13 protein-coding genes are annotated in these 15,409 nt (G+C 73.5%); 10 read left to right on the top strand and 3 right to left on the bottom strand.

The features are described 5' to 3' along the window. Positions 1–58: 58 nt before the first annotated feature. Together ABZ659_RS11725 and ABZ659_RS11720 are read right to left on the bottom strand one after the other, a co-directional pair. The gene (locus tag ABZ659_RS11725; protein ID WP_360216741.1) at positions 59–1,672 is read right to left on the bottom strand and encodes an NADH-ubiquinone oxidoreductase-F iron-sulfur binding region domain-containing protein; all 1,614 of its coding nucleotides are present in this window, start codon (positions 1,670–1,672) and stop codon (positions 59–61) included. Continuing rightward, the gene (locus tag ABZ659_RS11720; protein ID WP_360216738.1) at positions 1,669–2,856 is read right to left on the bottom strand and encodes a ferric reductase-like transmembrane domain-containing protein; all 1,188 of its coding nucleotides are present in this window, start codon (positions 2,854–2,856) and stop codon (positions 1,669–1,671) included. Before ABZ659_RS11720 ends, ABZ659_RS11725 begins: the two co-directional genes overlap by 4 nt. A gap of 536 nt (positions 2,857–3,392) precedes the next feature. Here ABZ659_RS11720 and leuS point away from each other — a divergent pair. The 10 genes from leuS to ABZ659_RS11670 all read left to right on the top strand — a co-directional run bounded on the left by leuS (position 3,393) and on the right by ABZ659_RS11670 (position 14,804). Next, positions 3,393–6,263: a leucine--tRNA ligase gene (gene leuS, locus ABZ659_RS11715; protein ID WP_360216735.1), complete on the top strand. Its 2,871-nt coding sequence runs from the start codon at positions 3,393–3,395 to the stop codon at positions 6,261–6,263. Positions 6,264–6,415: 152 nt separating this feature from the next. Next, on the top strand, positions 6,416–7,150 hold the full coding sequence (locus ABZ659_RS11710; RefSeq protein ID WP_360216732.1) for a hypothetical protein: 735 nt from the start codon (positions 6,416–6,418) through the stop codon (positions 7,148–7,150). Between the two features lie 71 nt (positions 7,151–7,221). Further along, complete coding sequence (locus ABZ659_RS11705; protein WP_360216729.1) at positions 7,222–8,067, top strand: DegV family protein; 846 nt, start codon at positions 7,222–7,224, stop codon at positions 8,065–8,067. A gap of 130 nt (positions 8,068–8,197) precedes the next feature. Continuing rightward, positions 8,198–9,145 carry a ComEA family DNA-binding protein gene (locus ABZ659_RS11700; protein ID WP_360216727.1) on the top strand — a complete coding sequence of 316 codons (948 nt, stop codon included), beginning with the start codon at positions 8,198–8,200 and terminating at the stop codon, positions 9,143–9,145. Then, a complete protein-coding gene (locus tag ABZ659_RS11695; RefSeq protein ID WP_360216724.1) occupies positions 9,142–11,721 on the top strand; it encodes a ComEC/Rec2 family competence protein in 2,580 nt (859 codons plus the stop codon). Before ABZ659_RS11700 ends, ABZ659_RS11695 begins: the two co-directional genes overlap by 4 nt. A gap of 4 nt (positions 11,722–11,725) precedes the next feature. Next, positions 11,726–12,538 (top strand): arylamine N-acetyltransferase, encoded by an 813-nt coding sequence (locus ABZ659_RS11690; RefSeq protein ID WP_360216721.1) that lies wholly within the window; start codon positions 11,726–11,728, stop codon positions 12,536–12,538. Continuing rightward, entirely contained in the window at positions 12,531–12,776 is a 246-nt protein-coding gene (locus ABZ659_RS11685) for a hypothetical protein (protein ID WP_360216718.1), read from the top strand. The genes ABZ659_RS11690 and ABZ659_RS11685 overlap by 8 nt, the downstream gene beginning before the upstream one ends. 75 nt (positions 12,777–12,851) lie before the next feature. Further along, positions 12,852–13,844, top strand: coding sequence for a DNA polymerase III subunit delta (gene holA / locus ABZ659_RS11680; RefSeq protein ID WP_360216715.1), 993 nt, complete (start codon positions 12,852–12,854; stop codon positions 13,842–13,844). Positions 13,845–13,918: 74 nt separating this feature from the next. Continuing rightward, complete coding sequence (locus tag ABZ659_RS11675; RefSeq protein WP_360216916.1) at positions 13,919–14,110, top strand: hypothetical protein; 192 nt, start codon at positions 13,919–13,921, stop codon at positions 14,108–14,110. A gap of 298 nt (positions 14,111–14,408) precedes the next feature. Further along, complete coding sequence (locus ABZ659_RS11670; protein ID WP_360216712.1) at positions 14,409–14,804, top strand: nuclear transport factor 2 family protein; 396 nt, start codon at positions 14,409–14,411, stop codon at positions 14,802–14,804. A gap of 197 nt (positions 14,805–15,001) precedes the next feature. Here ABZ659_RS11670 and rpsT read toward each other — a convergent pair whose 3' ends face one another. Continuing rightward, complete coding sequence (gene rpsT, locus ABZ659_RS11665; RefSeq protein ID WP_360216709.1) at positions 15,002–15,268, bottom strand: 30S ribosomal protein S20; 267 nt, start codon at positions 15,266–15,268, stop codon at positions 15,002–15,004. Between the last annotated feature and the right edge of the window lie 141 nt (positions 15,269–15,409).

The following is a 15,409-nucleotide window of genomic DNA, read 5'->3' as shown; positions in this document are numbered from 1 at the left end:
ATCCCGCCGGATCAGACCGATCCGGCGGGATCTTCCGTGTAGTGGGGGGCTTCTCCGGTCAGCGGCCGAGCGCGCGGCGGCCCCGCCCCTGGGAGAGCACCGGGAGGTTGCTGCGCGTGGTCTCCTGCGCGCGCGTGTCCTCCTCGATACGCAGGGCGAGTGCCGGGCAGCGGCGCACCGCGCGCATCGCCTTGGCCTCCGCGTAGCGCGGGACGGACGCCTGCGCCACCGTCGGGAAGCCGTCCGCGCCCAGCTCGAAGACCTCCGGCAGGATGTCGGCGCACAGGCCGTGGCCCCGGCACAGCGTCCAGTCGACGTGGATCTTCTGACGGCTGGGGCCGTTCTCCTGGGAATCGCCGCCGCCCGGGATGCCCGTGGGGGCCCTGCCGCCCTCGAAGAGCGGCAGGACGCCCGTCACGCGCCGTCCGCAGCCGTTGCCGAGGACGTGGGCGGCCAGGTCGTCGGTGAACGCCTTCAGCGTCGACTCCAGGAACATCGCGGAGCCGTCCGGGTGCGAGCAGGCGCCCCGCCGCTTGACGTTCCTCGCGACCTGCTTGACCGCCTCCAGGGCGGCCGGGCCGCCGCCGTTGAGGATGTCCTCCAGGCCCCGGGCGGCGGCGGGCAGGCCGAGGTAGCAGGGGCCGCACTGGCCCGCGCTCTCCTCCGCCAGCCACTGGGCGACCCGCAGCGACTCGCCCAGCGGACAGGTGTCCTGGCTGATCGGCAGGATCGCCCCAGCGCCCAGCGAACCGCCCACGGCGTCCAGGGAGTTGCGGGAGACGATCGCCTCGTTGACGGTCGCCGCGTCGATCCACTTGCCGTGGTAGCCGCCGGTGAGCACGCCCTGCGGCACCGGTGGCGCGCCGGCCAGCTGGAGGACGTAGCGCAACGGCACGCCCGTGGGCACCTCCAGGACCATGGGGCGGGCGACCGCGCCGGAGACCGTGAGCATGACGGTGCCCGGCTCGTCGTACAGGCCGGTGTTCCCGTAGCGCTCGGGGCCGATGCGGGCGGCGATGGCCAGCTGGGCGAAGGTCTCGGCGTTGGACAGCAGGGTGGGGGCGCCGCCCACGCCGCTCTTGGAGGCGCTGATCTTGCGGCCCGGCGGGATGGCCGGGCCGCCGTCGATCGAGCGGACGAGGGAGGCGGCGGCCCCGGTGACCATCCGTACCGGGTTGCGCTGCACGCGCGCGCGGAGGGCCGATCTACGGCCGTTGCTCAGGCCGCGTTCGGCGAGCGCGGCCTCCATGGAGCGCTGGGTGGACTCCCGGGTGACCCCCACCACGAGGGTGCGGGCGCCCAGGGCCTCGGCGCACAGCAGCGCGCCGTCCAGGATGAGGTGCGGGGCACGGTTGATCAGCACCGTGTCCTTGCGGCAGGCCGGTTCGTCCTCGCTGCCGTTGACGACCACCACCGGCCGTACGCCGCGCTTGATCGCCGATTCGGCGACCGAGCGCAGCTTTCGGTGGAAGGGGAAACCCGCGCCGCCGCGGCCCATGAGGTGGATGTTCTCGGCGAGCTTGGCGAGCTGTTCGCCGCCCATCGGTTCGAGCGGCCCGTGCACCTTGAGGTGCATGGGCAGGTCGAGTCGTTCCACAAGGTCGAAGCCCGACGTGAGTTGCGGAAGGCCGACCACGCGGACTTCTGGGACGTCGGGCAGGGCCTCGTTCACTTAAAGCCTCCGGACGGGGTGTTCCATGGTTCGCCCGAGCCCGGTGCGTCGAAGTCGTGGGACGCACCGGTGGGGAGTGTTTCGCTGTGCAGTGTTTCTGTGGCGGGACCGCTGGTGTCGTATGTGTCGTTGGGGTTGTACGTGCCGTAGAGGGTGTTCGTCTCACCGGTGTCGTACACATCACTCGCGCCGTAGCCCGTCGTGCCCGGATTGCCGTAGCTCGGGATGGTGTATCCGGTGTCCTGGAGCGGGTCGTAGGCCGAGGGCGGGGCCTCGCCGACCGGGGGCGGGGACGGCACCGGCCAGGAGGCGGCGGGGACGGGGCCCGTCGGGTCGGTGGAGTGGGACTCGCGCGCGCGGGAGGGCCGGGACACGGCCCGGTAGGCGGCGGCGAAGCCGTGCGCGGGTTCGGCGGACCGCTGCGGGGAGGCCCCGGCGCGCTGGTCGCCGTAGCCGGAGGAGGCGCTGCCGGAGCCGGGCGGGGGGCCGTCGTAGCCCGGGATCGGGCCGGGGGCGGCCGTCGCGCGGGAGCGGCTCGCGTCCAGGTCCTCGCGGCCGGGCTGCGGCTCGGTGTCGAAGAGAGCGGTGATCTTGTCGGCCACCCGGCGCTTGACCGGGCGGGGCGCGGCGCGCAGGGCGAGCGCGCCGCCGACGAAGACCACGGACAGCGCGTACAGGGTCATGAACAACGGGGCTGCGGCTCGACCCGCGTAGAGCCCGTGGACGAGACCGGCGCACCAGGCCGGATAGGCCAGCATGTGCACCGCCCGCCAGTGGGCCGCGATGGGCGCCGGGGAGGCGAACCGGTTGCGGATCAGGCCGGTGACGGCCACGAAGCCCATGAGCAGGGCGGCCAGGGTGCCGAGGCCGATGAGGAAGGTCCGGCCGGTGGCCACCTCGTCGTCGGTGAACGCCAGCCCGAACGGGACCACCGCGGCGATCCACGAGGTGTGCTCCAGCATCAGCTTGACCACGATGTGGATCACCAGGAAGACGAGCGAGGCGAGCGCGGCGGTCCGGTGCACCGCCTGCGCCAGGATCCGTCGCCGGGCGTCCAGCAGGATCCGGTCCTGGGCGACCAGGCCCCAGATCACCGAGCAGGTCAGGCACACGAGCGACAGGACGCCCACGCCGAAGTTGAGGTACTCCGTTATCCGGTCGTCGACCGTGCTGTCCGTCGTCATGCCGGACCTCCCCAGCTGACGACGGGCGCTGTGCCCCGTTGGGGGAGGGGGCGGGTACTGCGAGGAGGTTTCATGGGGGCGACTCCGAGCGGTATCGGGAAAGCGGTCCCGCTGCCGCACTCTAAGTCGAGCCGTACCCATGGGTACGAGGTTTGAGTTATTGCGTTGTTATCAAGGGGTGATCGTGTTGTGGTGATGTGTGGGTGTGGGGTGTTACGCGAAGTAATATTCGACTTCGGTTCAGTGGCTGGCTCCGTGGTCGGTCCGGTGTGCGGTGGCCCTGTGGTGGCCGTCCGGTGGCCGTGAAACGCCGTCGCGGGCGCCTCGACGGCTGCGGTACCCTGACGCCATGCGTGCCGTACGCCTTCTGCTTAGCGAGCCGCGCTGATCAGCACCGGCCACCGTCGGAACGAGTGGCCGGACTCGGCGCGGCGTCCCCTCCTGTGTGAGGGGCTTTTTCGTTTCCGGAGCACCCCTCCGGACGAGCGCGACAACCGCAGCAGCTGGCGAAGACGATCGATGGAGCTTTGAGGACCATGAGCGAGACGAACCCCGCTGTCACCGCCGAGGTGGCCGCGCCGCACCGCTACACGGCCGCCGTCGCGGCCGAGATCGAGGCACGCTGGCAGGACTTCTGGGACGCCGAGGGCACCTACGCCGCGCCCAACCCGAGCGGGGACCTGGCGGGCGACCCGGAGCTGGCCGCCAGGCCCAAGAAGTTCATCATGGACATGTTCCCGTACCCCTCCGGCGCGGGCCTGCACGTCGGCCACCCCCTGGGGTACATCGCGACCGACGTCTTCGCCCGGTTCCAGCGCATGACCGGCCACAACGTCCTGCACACCCTGGGCTTCGACGCCTTCGGCCTGCCCGCCGAGCAGTACGCCGTGCAGACGGGCACGCACCCGCGCGTGTCCACCGAGGCCAACATGGAGAACATGAAGGTCCAGCTGCGCCGCCTGGGCCTGGGCCACGACAAGCGCCGGTCGTTCGCCACGATCGACCCGGACTACTACAAGTGGACCCAGTGGATCTTCGTCCAGATCTTCGACTCCTGGTACGACACCGAGGCGAAGCGGGCCCGCCCGATCTCCGAGCTGGTCGCCGCGTTCGAGTCCGGTGAGCGCGCCGTGCCCGGCGGGCGGGAGTGGAGCGCGCTGAACGCCGCCGAGCGCGCCGACGTCCTGGGCGGGTACCGGCTGGCCTACGCCTCCGACGCGCCGGTCAACTGGTGCCCGGGGCTGGGCACCGTGCTGGCCAACGAGGAGGTCACCGCCGACGGCCGCTCCGAGCGCGGCAACTTCCCCGTCTTCAAGGCCAAGCTGCGCCAGTGGAACATGCGCATCACCGCCTACGCCGACCGGCTGCTGGACGACCTGGAGGAGCTGGACTGGCCCGAGGCCATCAAGCTGCAGCAGCGCAACTGGATCGGCCGCTCCGAGGGCGCCCGCGTCGACTTCCCCATCGACGGCGAGCGCATCACCGTCTTCACCACCCGCCAGGACACCCTGTTCGGCGCCACCTACATGGTGCTGGCGCCCGAGCACCCGCTGGTGGAGAAGTTCACCCCGGCCGCCTGGCCCGAGGGCACCCACGAGGTGTGGACCGGTGGCCACGCCACCCCCGCCGACGCCGTCGCCGCCTACCGCGCGCAGGCCGCCTCCAAGTCCGACGTGGAGCGGCAGGCCGAGGCCAAGGACAAGACCGGCGTCTTCACCGGCGCGTACGCCACCAACCCGGTCAACGGCGAGAAGGTCCCCGTCTTCATCGCCGACTACGTCCTGATGGGCTACGGCACCGGCGCCATCATGGCCGTCCCCGCGCACGACACGCGTGACTTCGCCTTCGCCCGCGCCTTCGAACTGCCCGTCCGCTGCGTAGTCGAGCCCACCGACGGCCGCGGTACCGACACGTCCGCGTGGGACGACGCCTTCGTCTCCTACGAGGCGACGATCGTCAACTCCGCCAGTGCGGACGTCTCCCTGGACGGCCTGGGCGTCGTCGAGGCCAAGGCCCGCGTCACCGAGTGGCTGGAGCGGTCCGGCATCGGCGAGGGCACCGTCAACTTCCGCCTGCGCGACTGGCTGTTCAGCCGCCAGCGCTACTGGGGCGAGCCCTTCCCCATCGTCTACGACGAGGACGGCACCGCCCACGCCCTGCCCGAGTCGATGCTGCCGCTGGAGCTGCCCGAGGTCGAGGACTACTCCCCGCGCACCTTCGACCCGGACGACGCCGACACCCAGCCCGAGACGCCGCTGTCGCGCAACGAGGACTGGGTCAACGTCACCCTGGACCTGGGCGACGGCCCGAAGAAGTACCGCCGCGAGACCAACACCATGCCCAACTGGGCCGGTTCCTGCTGGTACGAGCTGCGCTACCTGGACCCGCACAACAGCGAGAAGCTGGTCGACCCGGAGATCGAGCGGTACTGGATGGGCCCGCGCGAGGGCCAGCCGCACGGCGGCGTCGACCTGTACGTGGGCGGCGCCGAACACGCCGTGCTGCACCTGCTGTACGCCCGCTTCTGGTCCAAGGTGCTGTACGACCTGGGGCACATCTCGTCCGCCGAGCCGTTCCACAAGCTGTTCAACCAGGGCATGATCCAGGCGTACGTCTACCGCGACAGCCGCGGTATCGCCGTACCCGCCGCCGAGGTGGAGGAGCGCGACGGCGCCTACTCCTACCAGGGCGAGAAGGTCTCCCGGCTGCTGGGCAAGATGGGCAAGTCCCTGAAGAACGCGGTCACCCCGGACGAGATCTGCGCCGAGTACGGCGCCGACACCCTGCGCCTGTACGAGATGGCGATGGGCCCGCTGGACGTCTCCCGGCCGTGGGACACGCGCGCGGTGGTCGGCCAGTTCCGGCTGCTCCAGCGGCTGTGGCGGAACGTCGTCGACGAGACGACCGGCGCGGTCACGGTGGTGGACGCGGAGCCCGACGAGGACACCCTGCGCGCGCTGCACAAGGCGATCGACGGGGTGCGCGGCGACCTGGAGGGGATGCGGTTCAACACCGCCATCGCCAAGATCACCGAGCTGAACAACCACCTGACCAAGGTGGGCGGCCCGGTGTCGCGGTCCGTCGCCGAGGCGCTGGTGCTGCTGGTCGCGCCGCTGGCCCCGCACGTCGCCGAGGAGCTGTGGCGCAGGCTGGGCCACGGCGACTCGGTCGTCCACCAGGACTTCCCGGTCGCCGACCCGGCGTACGTCGTGGACGAGACCGTCACCTGTGTGGTGCAGGTCAAGGGCAAGGTCAAGGCGCGTCTGGAGGTGCCGCCGGGGATCTCCGAGGCGGAGCTGGAGAAGGCCGCCCTGGCGGACGAGAAGGTCGTCGCGGCGCTGGGCGGGGCCGGAATCCGCAAGGTGATCGTGCGGGCGCCGAAGCTGGTGAACATCGTTCCGGCGTAGCCACGGCGGGATCGTCGCGGATCCCTTCCACGGGCTAGGGGTAGTCCCCTACGGGCAGGTTCGGGGTTTTTCTGGAACTCCGGGCCTGCCCGTTCCGTTTACCGTTGAGGAGTGACGCGGTGGACGCCGTGGCCGGTCGGAGGAGGAGCACCGTGGAAGCAGTGATCGCTGTCTTCGCCCTGCTGTTCGTGCTGTTCATGGTGCTCGGTGCCTACGCCACGGCGAAGGCCGTCGGCGCCGCCAAGCGCGGCGTGGACCGCACCCTCACCCAGGCCCGCCGCACCGTCGAGGACCACACCCTGCGCGCCAAGTCCCTCGCCCAGCCCGGCCCCGCGGGCGAGCTGGCCCAGCTGCGGCTGCGCCTGCGCACCACGATGCGGGCCACCAAGGAGGCCCTCCAGCGGGGCGCCACCGAGGACGAGTCGCTGAAGGAGTCCCTCAGCCTCTTCCAGCGCCTCAGCGCCCACGGGCACGAACTGGACGACGAACTGCGGCGCCTGGAGTCCGAACCGGACCGCGCCACGCTCACCGAGCGGCTTCCCGCGCTGCGTGAGCGCACCCGGCGCATCACCGACGCGGCCGACTCCCTGCGCTGGGCCGCCCGCGACCGCGCCCGCCACTTCGCCGACGACGACCTGGAATCGCTCAGCGCCCAGATAGACATGGAGAGCGGCGCCCTGCGCCACTGGACCACCACGGACACCCCGACCCCGGCCGCCTCCCCGGGGCCCGAGGCCACCGACCCCGGTGAGGCGGCCCGCCAGACCCGGCCGAAGGCGCCGCGCCCATCCGCCGCCGAGGAGCCGACGCGCCCCGCTATCACCCCGCCGGGTCCTCGCCTCACCTACCCCTGGCAGAAGAAGACCCGCCCGGAGAGCACCACCTGATCCCGCCACCGCGCTCCGGGGGGACCGGCCCGGACTGCCGTTCGGGCACTACGGCAGGTAACCTCCAGCTCATGTCCCGCCATGTCGCGATCGTCACCGATTCAACGGCCTACCTGCCGCCACGGACGATGGAGCGGCACGGCATCACGGCGGTCCCCCTGACCGTCGTCCTCGGCGACCGGGCGCTCGAAGAGGGCACCGAGATCTCGACCCGCTCCCTCGCCCAGGCACTCCAGAAGCGACGCCCCGTCACCACCTCGCGCCCCAGCCCCCAGCTCTTCGCCGAGCACTACCGCAAGGTCGCCGAGTCGGGCGCCAGCGCCATCGTCTCCCTGCACCTGTCCGCCGAGCTGTCCGGCACCCATGACGCGGCCCTGCTCGCCGCCCGTGAGGCGCCCGTGGCGGTACGGGTCGTCGACACCGGCATGATCGCGATGGCCCTCGGCTTCTGCGCGCTGGCCGCCGCCGAGACCGCGGAGGCGGGCGGCACGGCGGACGAGGCGGTGACCGCCGCGGAGAAGCGGGCCTCCGGCACCTCCGCCTACTTCTACGTCGACACCCTCGACTACCTGCGCCGAGGCGGCCGGATCGGCGCCGCGCAGGCCCTCTTCGGCTCGGCGCTCGCGGTGAAGCCGCTGCTCCAGCTGGACGGCGGCCGGATCGAACCGCTGGAGAAGGTGCGCACCGCGTCCAGGGCGATCGCCCGTCTTGAGGAGATCGCGGCCGACCGGGCGGGCAACGCCGAGGTCGACATCGCCGTCCACCATCTCGCCGCCGCCGACCGGGCGTCAGCGCTGGCGGAGCGGTTGCGGGCCCGGGTGCCGAGGCTGGCGGACCTGCATGTGAGCGAGGTGGGGGCGGTGATCGGGGCGCACACGGGTCCCGGGCTGCTGGGGGTCGTGGTGTCGCCGCGGTGACCGTGGTTCACACGTGTGGGTGACGGGGTTGTCCACAACCGGGAAGTAATCCCCGGAACTTGAGCAAGATCATCGCGGGTGGGCGTGATCGGGTGATGCTCGGTGCATGGAACTTCGATCACCTTCAGGTATGCCCGCCGGGCCCCGTACCCGGACGGCTGCGGCTGCGAGCAGTGGCCCGGGGCGGGGGCCCGCCTCCGACGGGCGGGTGCGGCACAGGCGGGTGCCGGCTGCGGCAGCGGCCGCTCAGGAGACGCGGCGGCGCGCAGAGGCGATGTTCGCGGAACGGGACGGGGAGCGGCGGGAGTCGGGGAGCGGACCGCCGGAGGAGCCGCGGTCCGGGCCGGAGCCGAGGCCGGGACGGGCGTCTGCGCGGGTGGGGCTTGCCGTGCGGGAGCGGATGCCGGTGTGGCTCCAGGCCCGGTGCGGTCTGCGGCCGAGGAACGTCATCGCGCTGAGCGTGCTGCTGGTCGCCGCCGCCGTCCTCGCCGTGCAGCACTTCTGGACCGGGCGGACGGAGGCCGTGCGGGCGCCGGAGGTGGTGCGGGCGGCGGAGCCGTTCGAGTCGGCGGCGCCGGATGCGGGGGCGGATGCGGGGGCGGTCAGCGCCGCGGGTGCCTCGGGTGCGCCCGCGGGTGAGATCGTCGTGGACGTCGGTGGCAAGGTGCGGGAGCCGGGGGTGCACCGTCTGCCGCCCGGTTCACGGGTGATGGACGCGTTGGAGGCGGCCGGAGGGGTCAGGCCGGGTACGGCCACCGAAGGGCTCAACCGGGCGCGGTTCCTGGTGGACGGCGAGCAGGTGGTCGTCGGAGGCCCCACCCCCACGCCGCTGCCCGCTCCGGTCGCGGGGGCCGGGGCAGGGACCGGGGGAGCCGGTGCCCCGGTGGCGCCGGTGTCGCTGAACACGGCCACCGCCGAGCAGCTCGACACCCTGCCGGGCGTCGGCCCCGTCCTGGCCCGGCACATCATCGACTACCGCACCCAGCATGGCGGCTTCCGCTCGGTGGACGAGCTGCGGGAGGTCAAGGGCATCGGAGACCAGCGGTACGCCGACCTACGGGACCTGGTACGGCCATGAGCGCCGACCGCCAGGGGCTCGCGCCTCCCGCCCGCCAACCGGTGCACGCGGCCTCGGGCAAGCGGCTCGGCGCCTCCGACCCCCGGCAGGAGGGCCCGACCGACCTGCGCCTCGTGCCGCCCGCGCTCGCCGCCTGGGCCACGGCGGCACTGACCCTGCACGCGCCACCGGGCCGGGTGACCGGTGTCGTCGCCGCCTGTGGGGCGACGGCAGTGGGGGTGCTGCTGTGGGCACGGCGTCGACGTCGGCGCCGGAGCCGGACAGCCGGGGCGGACGGTGGTTCGACGGCCGTCGCGGTGGTGGCCACGCTGCTCTGTGTCGCCGCCGCCGCCACCTCGGCCGGGCTGCACGGCGCCGATCTGCGCCGCGGACCCGTGCCGGAGCTGGCGGCCCGGTACGCCACGGTGACCGCGGAGGTCGAGGTCACCTCCGACCCCCGGCTCTCCCGGCCCCGGGTCACGGGCGACCGGATGCCGGAGCCCAGGGTGCTGGTCGGCGCGCGGGTGCGGGGTGTGGCGGTGACGGGCGGGGCGGCGGCGGTGACACGGACGCCGGTGCTGCTGATCGTGGACGCGGACGCCCACCGCTCAGCCGGCGGCGGGTCGGCGCGGGCGGCCTGGCTGGGGCTGCTGCCGTCGACCCGGGTCCGGGTCACGGGACGGCTGGCGCCCCCGCTGACGGGCGGCGACCGGATCGCGGCCGTGCTGCGGGTCGGCGAGGGGACGGCGCCCCGCGTGTCGGGCAGGCCGTCGGGACCGCAGCGGCTGGCGGGGCGGCTGCGGGCCGGGCTGCGGGAGGCCACCGACGGGCTGCCCCCGGACGCGCGGGCGCTGCTGCCGGGGCTGGTGGTCGGGGACACCTCGCGGCTCACGCCCGAGCTGGACGAGGCGTTCAAGGAGACCGACCTCGCCCACACGCTCGCCGTGTCCGGCAGCAACCTCACGATCGTCCTCGCCCTGCTGCTGGGACCGCCGGGCCTGGCGCGGCGCAGTGAACGCCGGGGGCTGGCGCCACGGCTCGGCGTCTCCCTGCGGACGACGGCGCTGCTCGGCGGGGCGCTCACGCTGGCCTTCGTCGTGGTGTGCCGACCGGACCCGAGCGTGCTGCGGGCGGCGGCCTGCGGAGCCGTGGTGCTGCTCGCCCTGGCGACGGGACGGCGCAGGTCGCTGGTCCCGGCACTGGCGACGGCGGTCCTGCTGCTGGTCCTGTACGACCCGTGGCTGGCCCGGAGTTACGGCTTCCTGCTCTCCGTGCTGGCGACCGGCGCCCTGCTCACCCTCGCCCCGCGCTGGAGCGCCGCCCTGCGGCGGCGTGGGGTGCCGCCGAGGCTGTCGGAGGCGGTGGCGGCGGCTGCCGCGGCGCAGGCGCTGTGCGCGCCGGTCGTCGTGGTGCTGTCGGCGCGGGTGAGTCTGGTGGCGGTGCCCTGCAACCTGCTGGCGGAGTTCGCGTTGGCCCCGGCCACGGTGCTGGGCTTCGCGGCGCTCGCGGCGGCACCGCTGACGATGCCGGTCGCCAAGGCGGCGGCGTGGCTCGCGAGTTGGCCAGTGGGGTGGCTCGCCCAGGTGGCGCGTACCGGGGCCGCGCTCCCCGGCGCGGGCGTCGTCTGGCCGGGCGACTGGACGGGGGCGGCGCTGCTCGCGCTCGTCGTCGCCGTGACCGTCCTGGCCGGGCGGCGGCTGTCACGGCACCCCTGGCTGTGCGGTGTCTGCGGGCTGCTGCTGGTGCTGGCGGTGGTGCGGCCACCCCCGCTGACCAGGGCGCTCACGGGCTGGCCACCGCCGGGGTGGCGGCTGGTGATGTGCGACGTGGGGCAGGGTGACGCGCTGGTACTGGCGGCGGGCGACGGCGCCGGGGTGGTGGTGGACGCCGGGCCCGACCCGGGTCTGGTGGACGGCTGCCTGCGCGACCTCGGCGTCACCAGCGTTCCGCTGCTTCTGCTGACCCACTTCCACGCCGACCACGTGGCGGGGCTGCCCGGGGTGCTGCGCGGCCGTTCGGTGGGGGCGATCGAGACGACGGGACTGGCGGAGCCCGCCGACCAGGCAGGGTTCGTGCGGCGGGAGGCCGCCGCGCGTGGGGTACCGGTCCGGACCGCGGTCGCGGGGGAGCGGCGGCGCACCGGGGACCTGTCCTGGGAGGTGCTGTGGCCCCCGCCGCCCCAGCCCCCGGGGGCCGACGCGCTCCACAGCCCCCACGGCGTCGACGAACCCAACGACGCCAGCGTCACCCTCCTGGTCAGCACGGCCGGACTGCGGATCCTGCTCCTCGGGGACCTCGAACCCCCGGGCCAGCGGGCGCTGCCGCGGGGCCCGGCGGCTGCGGCGCTGGACGGGGTGGACGTCATCAAAGTCGCCCATCACGGCTCGGCGTACCAGGACCCGGGGCTGATACGCGCGCTGGCGCCGCGGTTGGCGCTGATCTCCGCGGGCGCCGACAACCCGTACGGGCATCCGGCTCCGGCGACGGTCGCGGCGCTGCGGGCGGGCGGGGCGGCGGTGGCGCGGACGGACCGGGACGGGGCGGTGGCGGTCGTGACGGAGGGGGGTGAACTGCGGGTGGCGGACGACGGAGACTGAGCGCATGGATTCCGCACAGACTGACGCCTACCTCGACCGGCTCGGCGCCGAACGCCCCGCCCGGCCCACCGCCGACGCCCTCCGCACCCTGCATCTGCGGCACCTGGAGACCGTGCCCTTCGAGAACCTGTCGATCCACCTCGGCGAGGAGATCGTGCTCACGGAGGAACGGCTGCTGGGCAAGGTGCTGGGCACGCGCCGGGGCGGGTTCTGTTACGAGCTGAACGGGGCGTTCGCGGCGCTGCTCACCACGCTGGGCTTCGAGGTCACCCTGCTGGCGGCGCGGGTGCACACCCCGGGCGGCGGGCTGGGCATCCCGTTCGACCACCTCGCGCTGCTGGTGCGGACGGTGGACGGCGGGGAGTGGCTGGCCGACATCGGGTTCGGCGGGCTGAGCAACGGGCCGTTGGCGTGGCGGGAGCGGGGCGACCAGGTGGACGACGCCGGGGTGTTCCGGCTCGTGGACGTGGCGGGCACGGGGGGTGACGTGGACGTGGTGAAGGACGGCACGCCGCAGTACCGGCTGGAGACACGGCCGAGGGCGCTGGGTGACTTCGTCGCCGGGGCGTGGTGGCACCGGACCTCGCCGGAGTCGCACTTCACCCGGTCCCTGGTGTGCTCACGGCTCACCGAGGACGGTGGGCGGGTCACGCTGAGCGGGCGGAAGGTGAAGGTGACCGGCGTGGACGGGGCGGTGTCGGAGGTGCGGGAGCTGGGCGACGACGCGGAGGTGCTGGCGGCCTACCGGGACCGCTTCGGGATCGAGCTGGCGCGCGTGCCGCAGGTGCGGGGGACGGAGAACGGCGGGCGTGAGTGAGGTGAGACATGTGCTGGTGCTGCCCGACCGGGACGCCGCGGAGGAGGCGGCCGAGGTGCTCGCCGAGCGTTTCGGGATCACGGAGGAACCCCGGATCGTGCGGGACGCGCTGGCGGGGGAGGACGACGCCGAGGACGCGCAGTGGCTGGTGCTGCTGCGGGACACGGAGGAACGACTGGACGCCGGGCAACTGGACGCGTTCGCGGGGGAGTGGGAGGGCTGGCGGGAGGAGCCGTAGACCGAGGGCGACCCGCTCGCTCTCCTTCATGGACTGCCCGGCCGGTTGTCAGTGCCCCATGACATGCTGAACGCGATGGCCAGGAAGACTGTGAACGATGATCCCCTCGCGTCGGTGACTCTCGCCGTGGGGCAGGAGGACCTGCTGCTCGACCGTGCCGTGCGGGAGGTGGTGGCCGCCGCCAAGGCCACCGACGCCGACACGGACGTGCGGGAGCTGACGCCGGAGCAGTTGCAGCCGGGGACGCTCGCCGAGCTGACCAGCCCGTCGCTCTTCGCCGAGCGCAAGGTCGTGGTGGTGCGCAACGCGCAGGACCTGTCGGCCGACACGGTCAAGGACGTGAAGGCGTATCTGGCGGCGCCCGCCGAGGAGATCACGCTCGTGCTGCTGCACGCGGGCGGGGCCAAGGGCAAGGGGCTGCTCGACGCCGCGCGCAAGGCGGGGGCGCGGGAGGTGGCCTGCCCGAAGATGACCAAACCGGCGGACCGGCTGGCCTTCGTACGGCAGGAGTTCCGGGCGCTCGGCCGGTCGGCGACACCGGAGGCGTGCCAGGCGCTCGTCGACGCGATCGGCAGTGATCTGCGGGAGCTGGCGTCGGCGGTGTCGCAGTTGGTCGCGGATGTCGAGGGCACGATCGACGAGGCGGTCGTGGGGCGGTACTACACCGGGCGGGCCGAGGCGTCGAGCTTCACCGTCGCCGACCGGGCGGTGGAGGGGCGGGCGGCGGAGGCGCTGGAGGCGCTGCGGTGGTCGCTCGCGACCGGGGTGGCTCCGGTGCTGATCACCAGCGCCCTGGCGCAGGGGGTCCGGGCGATCGGCAAGCTGTCCTCCGCCCGCGGCGGACGCCCCGCCGACCTCGCCCGTGAGCTGGGGATGCCGCCGTGGAAGATCGACCGGGTCCGCCAGCAGATGCGCGGCTGGACCCCGGACGCTGTCGCCGTGGCCCTGCGCGCCGTGGCCGAGGCGGACGCCGGGGTGAAGGGCGGCGGGGACGACCCCGGGTACGCGCTGGAGAAGGCGGTCGTCACGATCGCCCGCGCGGCCCGCTCGCGGGGTGCCCGGGCGTAGTGCACGCGGTGGGGTGCCCATGGGGTGGCGGTGTGTGGTCCTCCTGGTGATGGCCTGTGCGGTCCGCTCGCGGGGTGCCGGGTCGCGCCACCAGGACGGGTGGGCGGGGCATCGCCGTCATCTGCGGCGGCGACACCGCGATGGAGGAGGCGACCTTCCTCTCCCGCTTCGGGCGTAGTGCACGTGGTGGCGTGCCCATGGCGTGGCGGTGCGTGGTCCTCCCGGTGATCGCCCGCGCGGCCCGCTCGCGGGGTGCCCGGCTGTAGGCGACCCGGCGGCACAACCACCGGGCGGTCGCGGCCGGGCGTAGTCCACCGGCGGCACGCCCGCGAGGGAACGGCGCGCGGCACGCCCGCGAGGGCACGGCGCGCGGCACGCCCGCGAGGGCACGGCGCGCGGCCCACCCGCGAGGGAACGGCGCGCGGCACGCCCGCGAGGGCACGGCGCGCGGCCCACCCGCGAGGGAACGGCGCGCGGCCCACCCGGATGACGGCGCCTCCCCCCAGGAGGAGAATCGGACACATCAGCCAAAATCGCCGAGTGCACGGAGAGGTGGCGGTTCCGGTGGCTGAACACGCGCACGCTCAACTCGTCCGCAAGGGCTACGACGCCTTCGTACGCGGGGACATGGAGGCCCTGCGCGGGCTGCTCGCGGCGGACTGCACGCATCATGTGCCCGGCAGCCACCCGCTGTCCGGGGACTTCAAGGGGCAGGACGCGATCATCGACATGTACGGCAGGCTCGCCGAGGAGACCGCCGGGACGATGCGGGTCGAGATGCTCAACGTGATGGTCGACGGCCGGGGGCACGCCGTCGCCCTGCACCGCTTCCAGGCCGAGCGGGGCGGCCGGAGCTACGACGACACCGGATGCCTGATCTTCCGGATCGTCGGTGAGAAGGTCACCGACATCGACGAGTGCGTCGGCGACATCGACGAGGCCGACGCGTTCTGGGCGTGATCACCGGACGACGGCGTCATGCCGGAGGCCCCGGTGCCCGCCCTGGGGAAGGGCGTGGCGCCGGGGCCTCCGGGTGAAGAGGGAGAGCCGCCCCCGCGTGGCGAACGCAGGCCGCGGGCGGCTCGGAGGTGCCGGTGGGGAGCGGATGAGAGAGGGCCCGCTCTACGTCCCGCCGACGGTCAGATCAGAGAAGGTTCTCAGCCCTTGAGGGACGCGACCTTGGCGGCCAGCGCCGACTTCTTGTTGGCGGCCTGGTTCTTGTGGATGACGCCCTTGGAGACGGCCTTGTCGAGCTGGCGCGCGGCAGCGCGCTGGTACTCGGTGGCCTTCTCGGCGTCACCCGCGGCAGCGGCCTCACGGGCCTTGCGGATCGCGGTCTTCAGAGAGGACTTGACGGCCTTGTTGCGCAGCCGGGCCTTCTCGTTGGTCTTGTTCCGCTTGATCTGGGACTTGATGTTCGCCACGAATGAGCCTTTTCAGGTTCAGGCACGGAGCCGCCAGGAAACCCTGAAGGTCCCGTACCAGGTGATTTCTTGAGGTGTGTCCCGCGCTGAGAGGGCATGAGACACAGCCCCCCACACTACCAGCGGCCCGTTGAGTGGCCC

The organism is Streptomyces sp. NPDC006997, assembly GCF_040635175.1.
GTDB lineage: Bacteria > Actinomycetota > Actinomycetes > Streptomycetales > Streptomycetaceae > Streptomyces.
The sequence above is the reverse complement of the archived record's forward strand: the minus strand, read 5'-3'. Positions and strand labels throughout refer to the sequence as shown.

Excerpts from the sequence above, each read along its gene's own strand:
- ABZ659_RS11695 (WP_360216724.1), top strand. The coding sequence starts at position 9,142 with ATGAGCGCCGACCGCCAGGGGCTCGCGCCTCCCGCCCGCCAACCGGTG.
- ABZ659_RS11720 (WP_360216738.1), bottom strand. The coding sequence starts at position 2,856 with ATGACGACGGACAGCACGGTCGACGACCGGATAACGGAGTACCTCAAC.
- holA (WP_360216715.1), top strand. The coding sequence starts at position 12,852 with ATGGCCAGGAAGACTGTGAACGATGATCCCCTCGCGTCGGTGACTCTC.
- leuS (WP_360216735.1), top strand. The coding sequence starts at position 3,393 with ATGAGCGAGACGAACCCCGCTGTCACCGCCGAGGTGGCCGCGCCGCAC.
- ABZ659_RS11700 (WP_360216727.1), top strand. The coding sequence starts at position 8,198 with ATGCCCGCCGGGCCCCGTACCCGGACGGCTGCGGCTGCGAGCAGTGGC.
- ABZ659_RS11705 (WP_360216729.1), top strand. The coding sequence starts at position 7,222 with ATGTCCCGCCATGTCGCGATCGTCACCGATTCAACGGCCTACCTGCCG.
- ABZ659_RS11690 (WP_360216721.1), top strand. The coding sequence starts at position 11,726 with ATGGATTCCGCACAGACTGACGCCTACCTCGACCGGCTCGGCGCCGAA.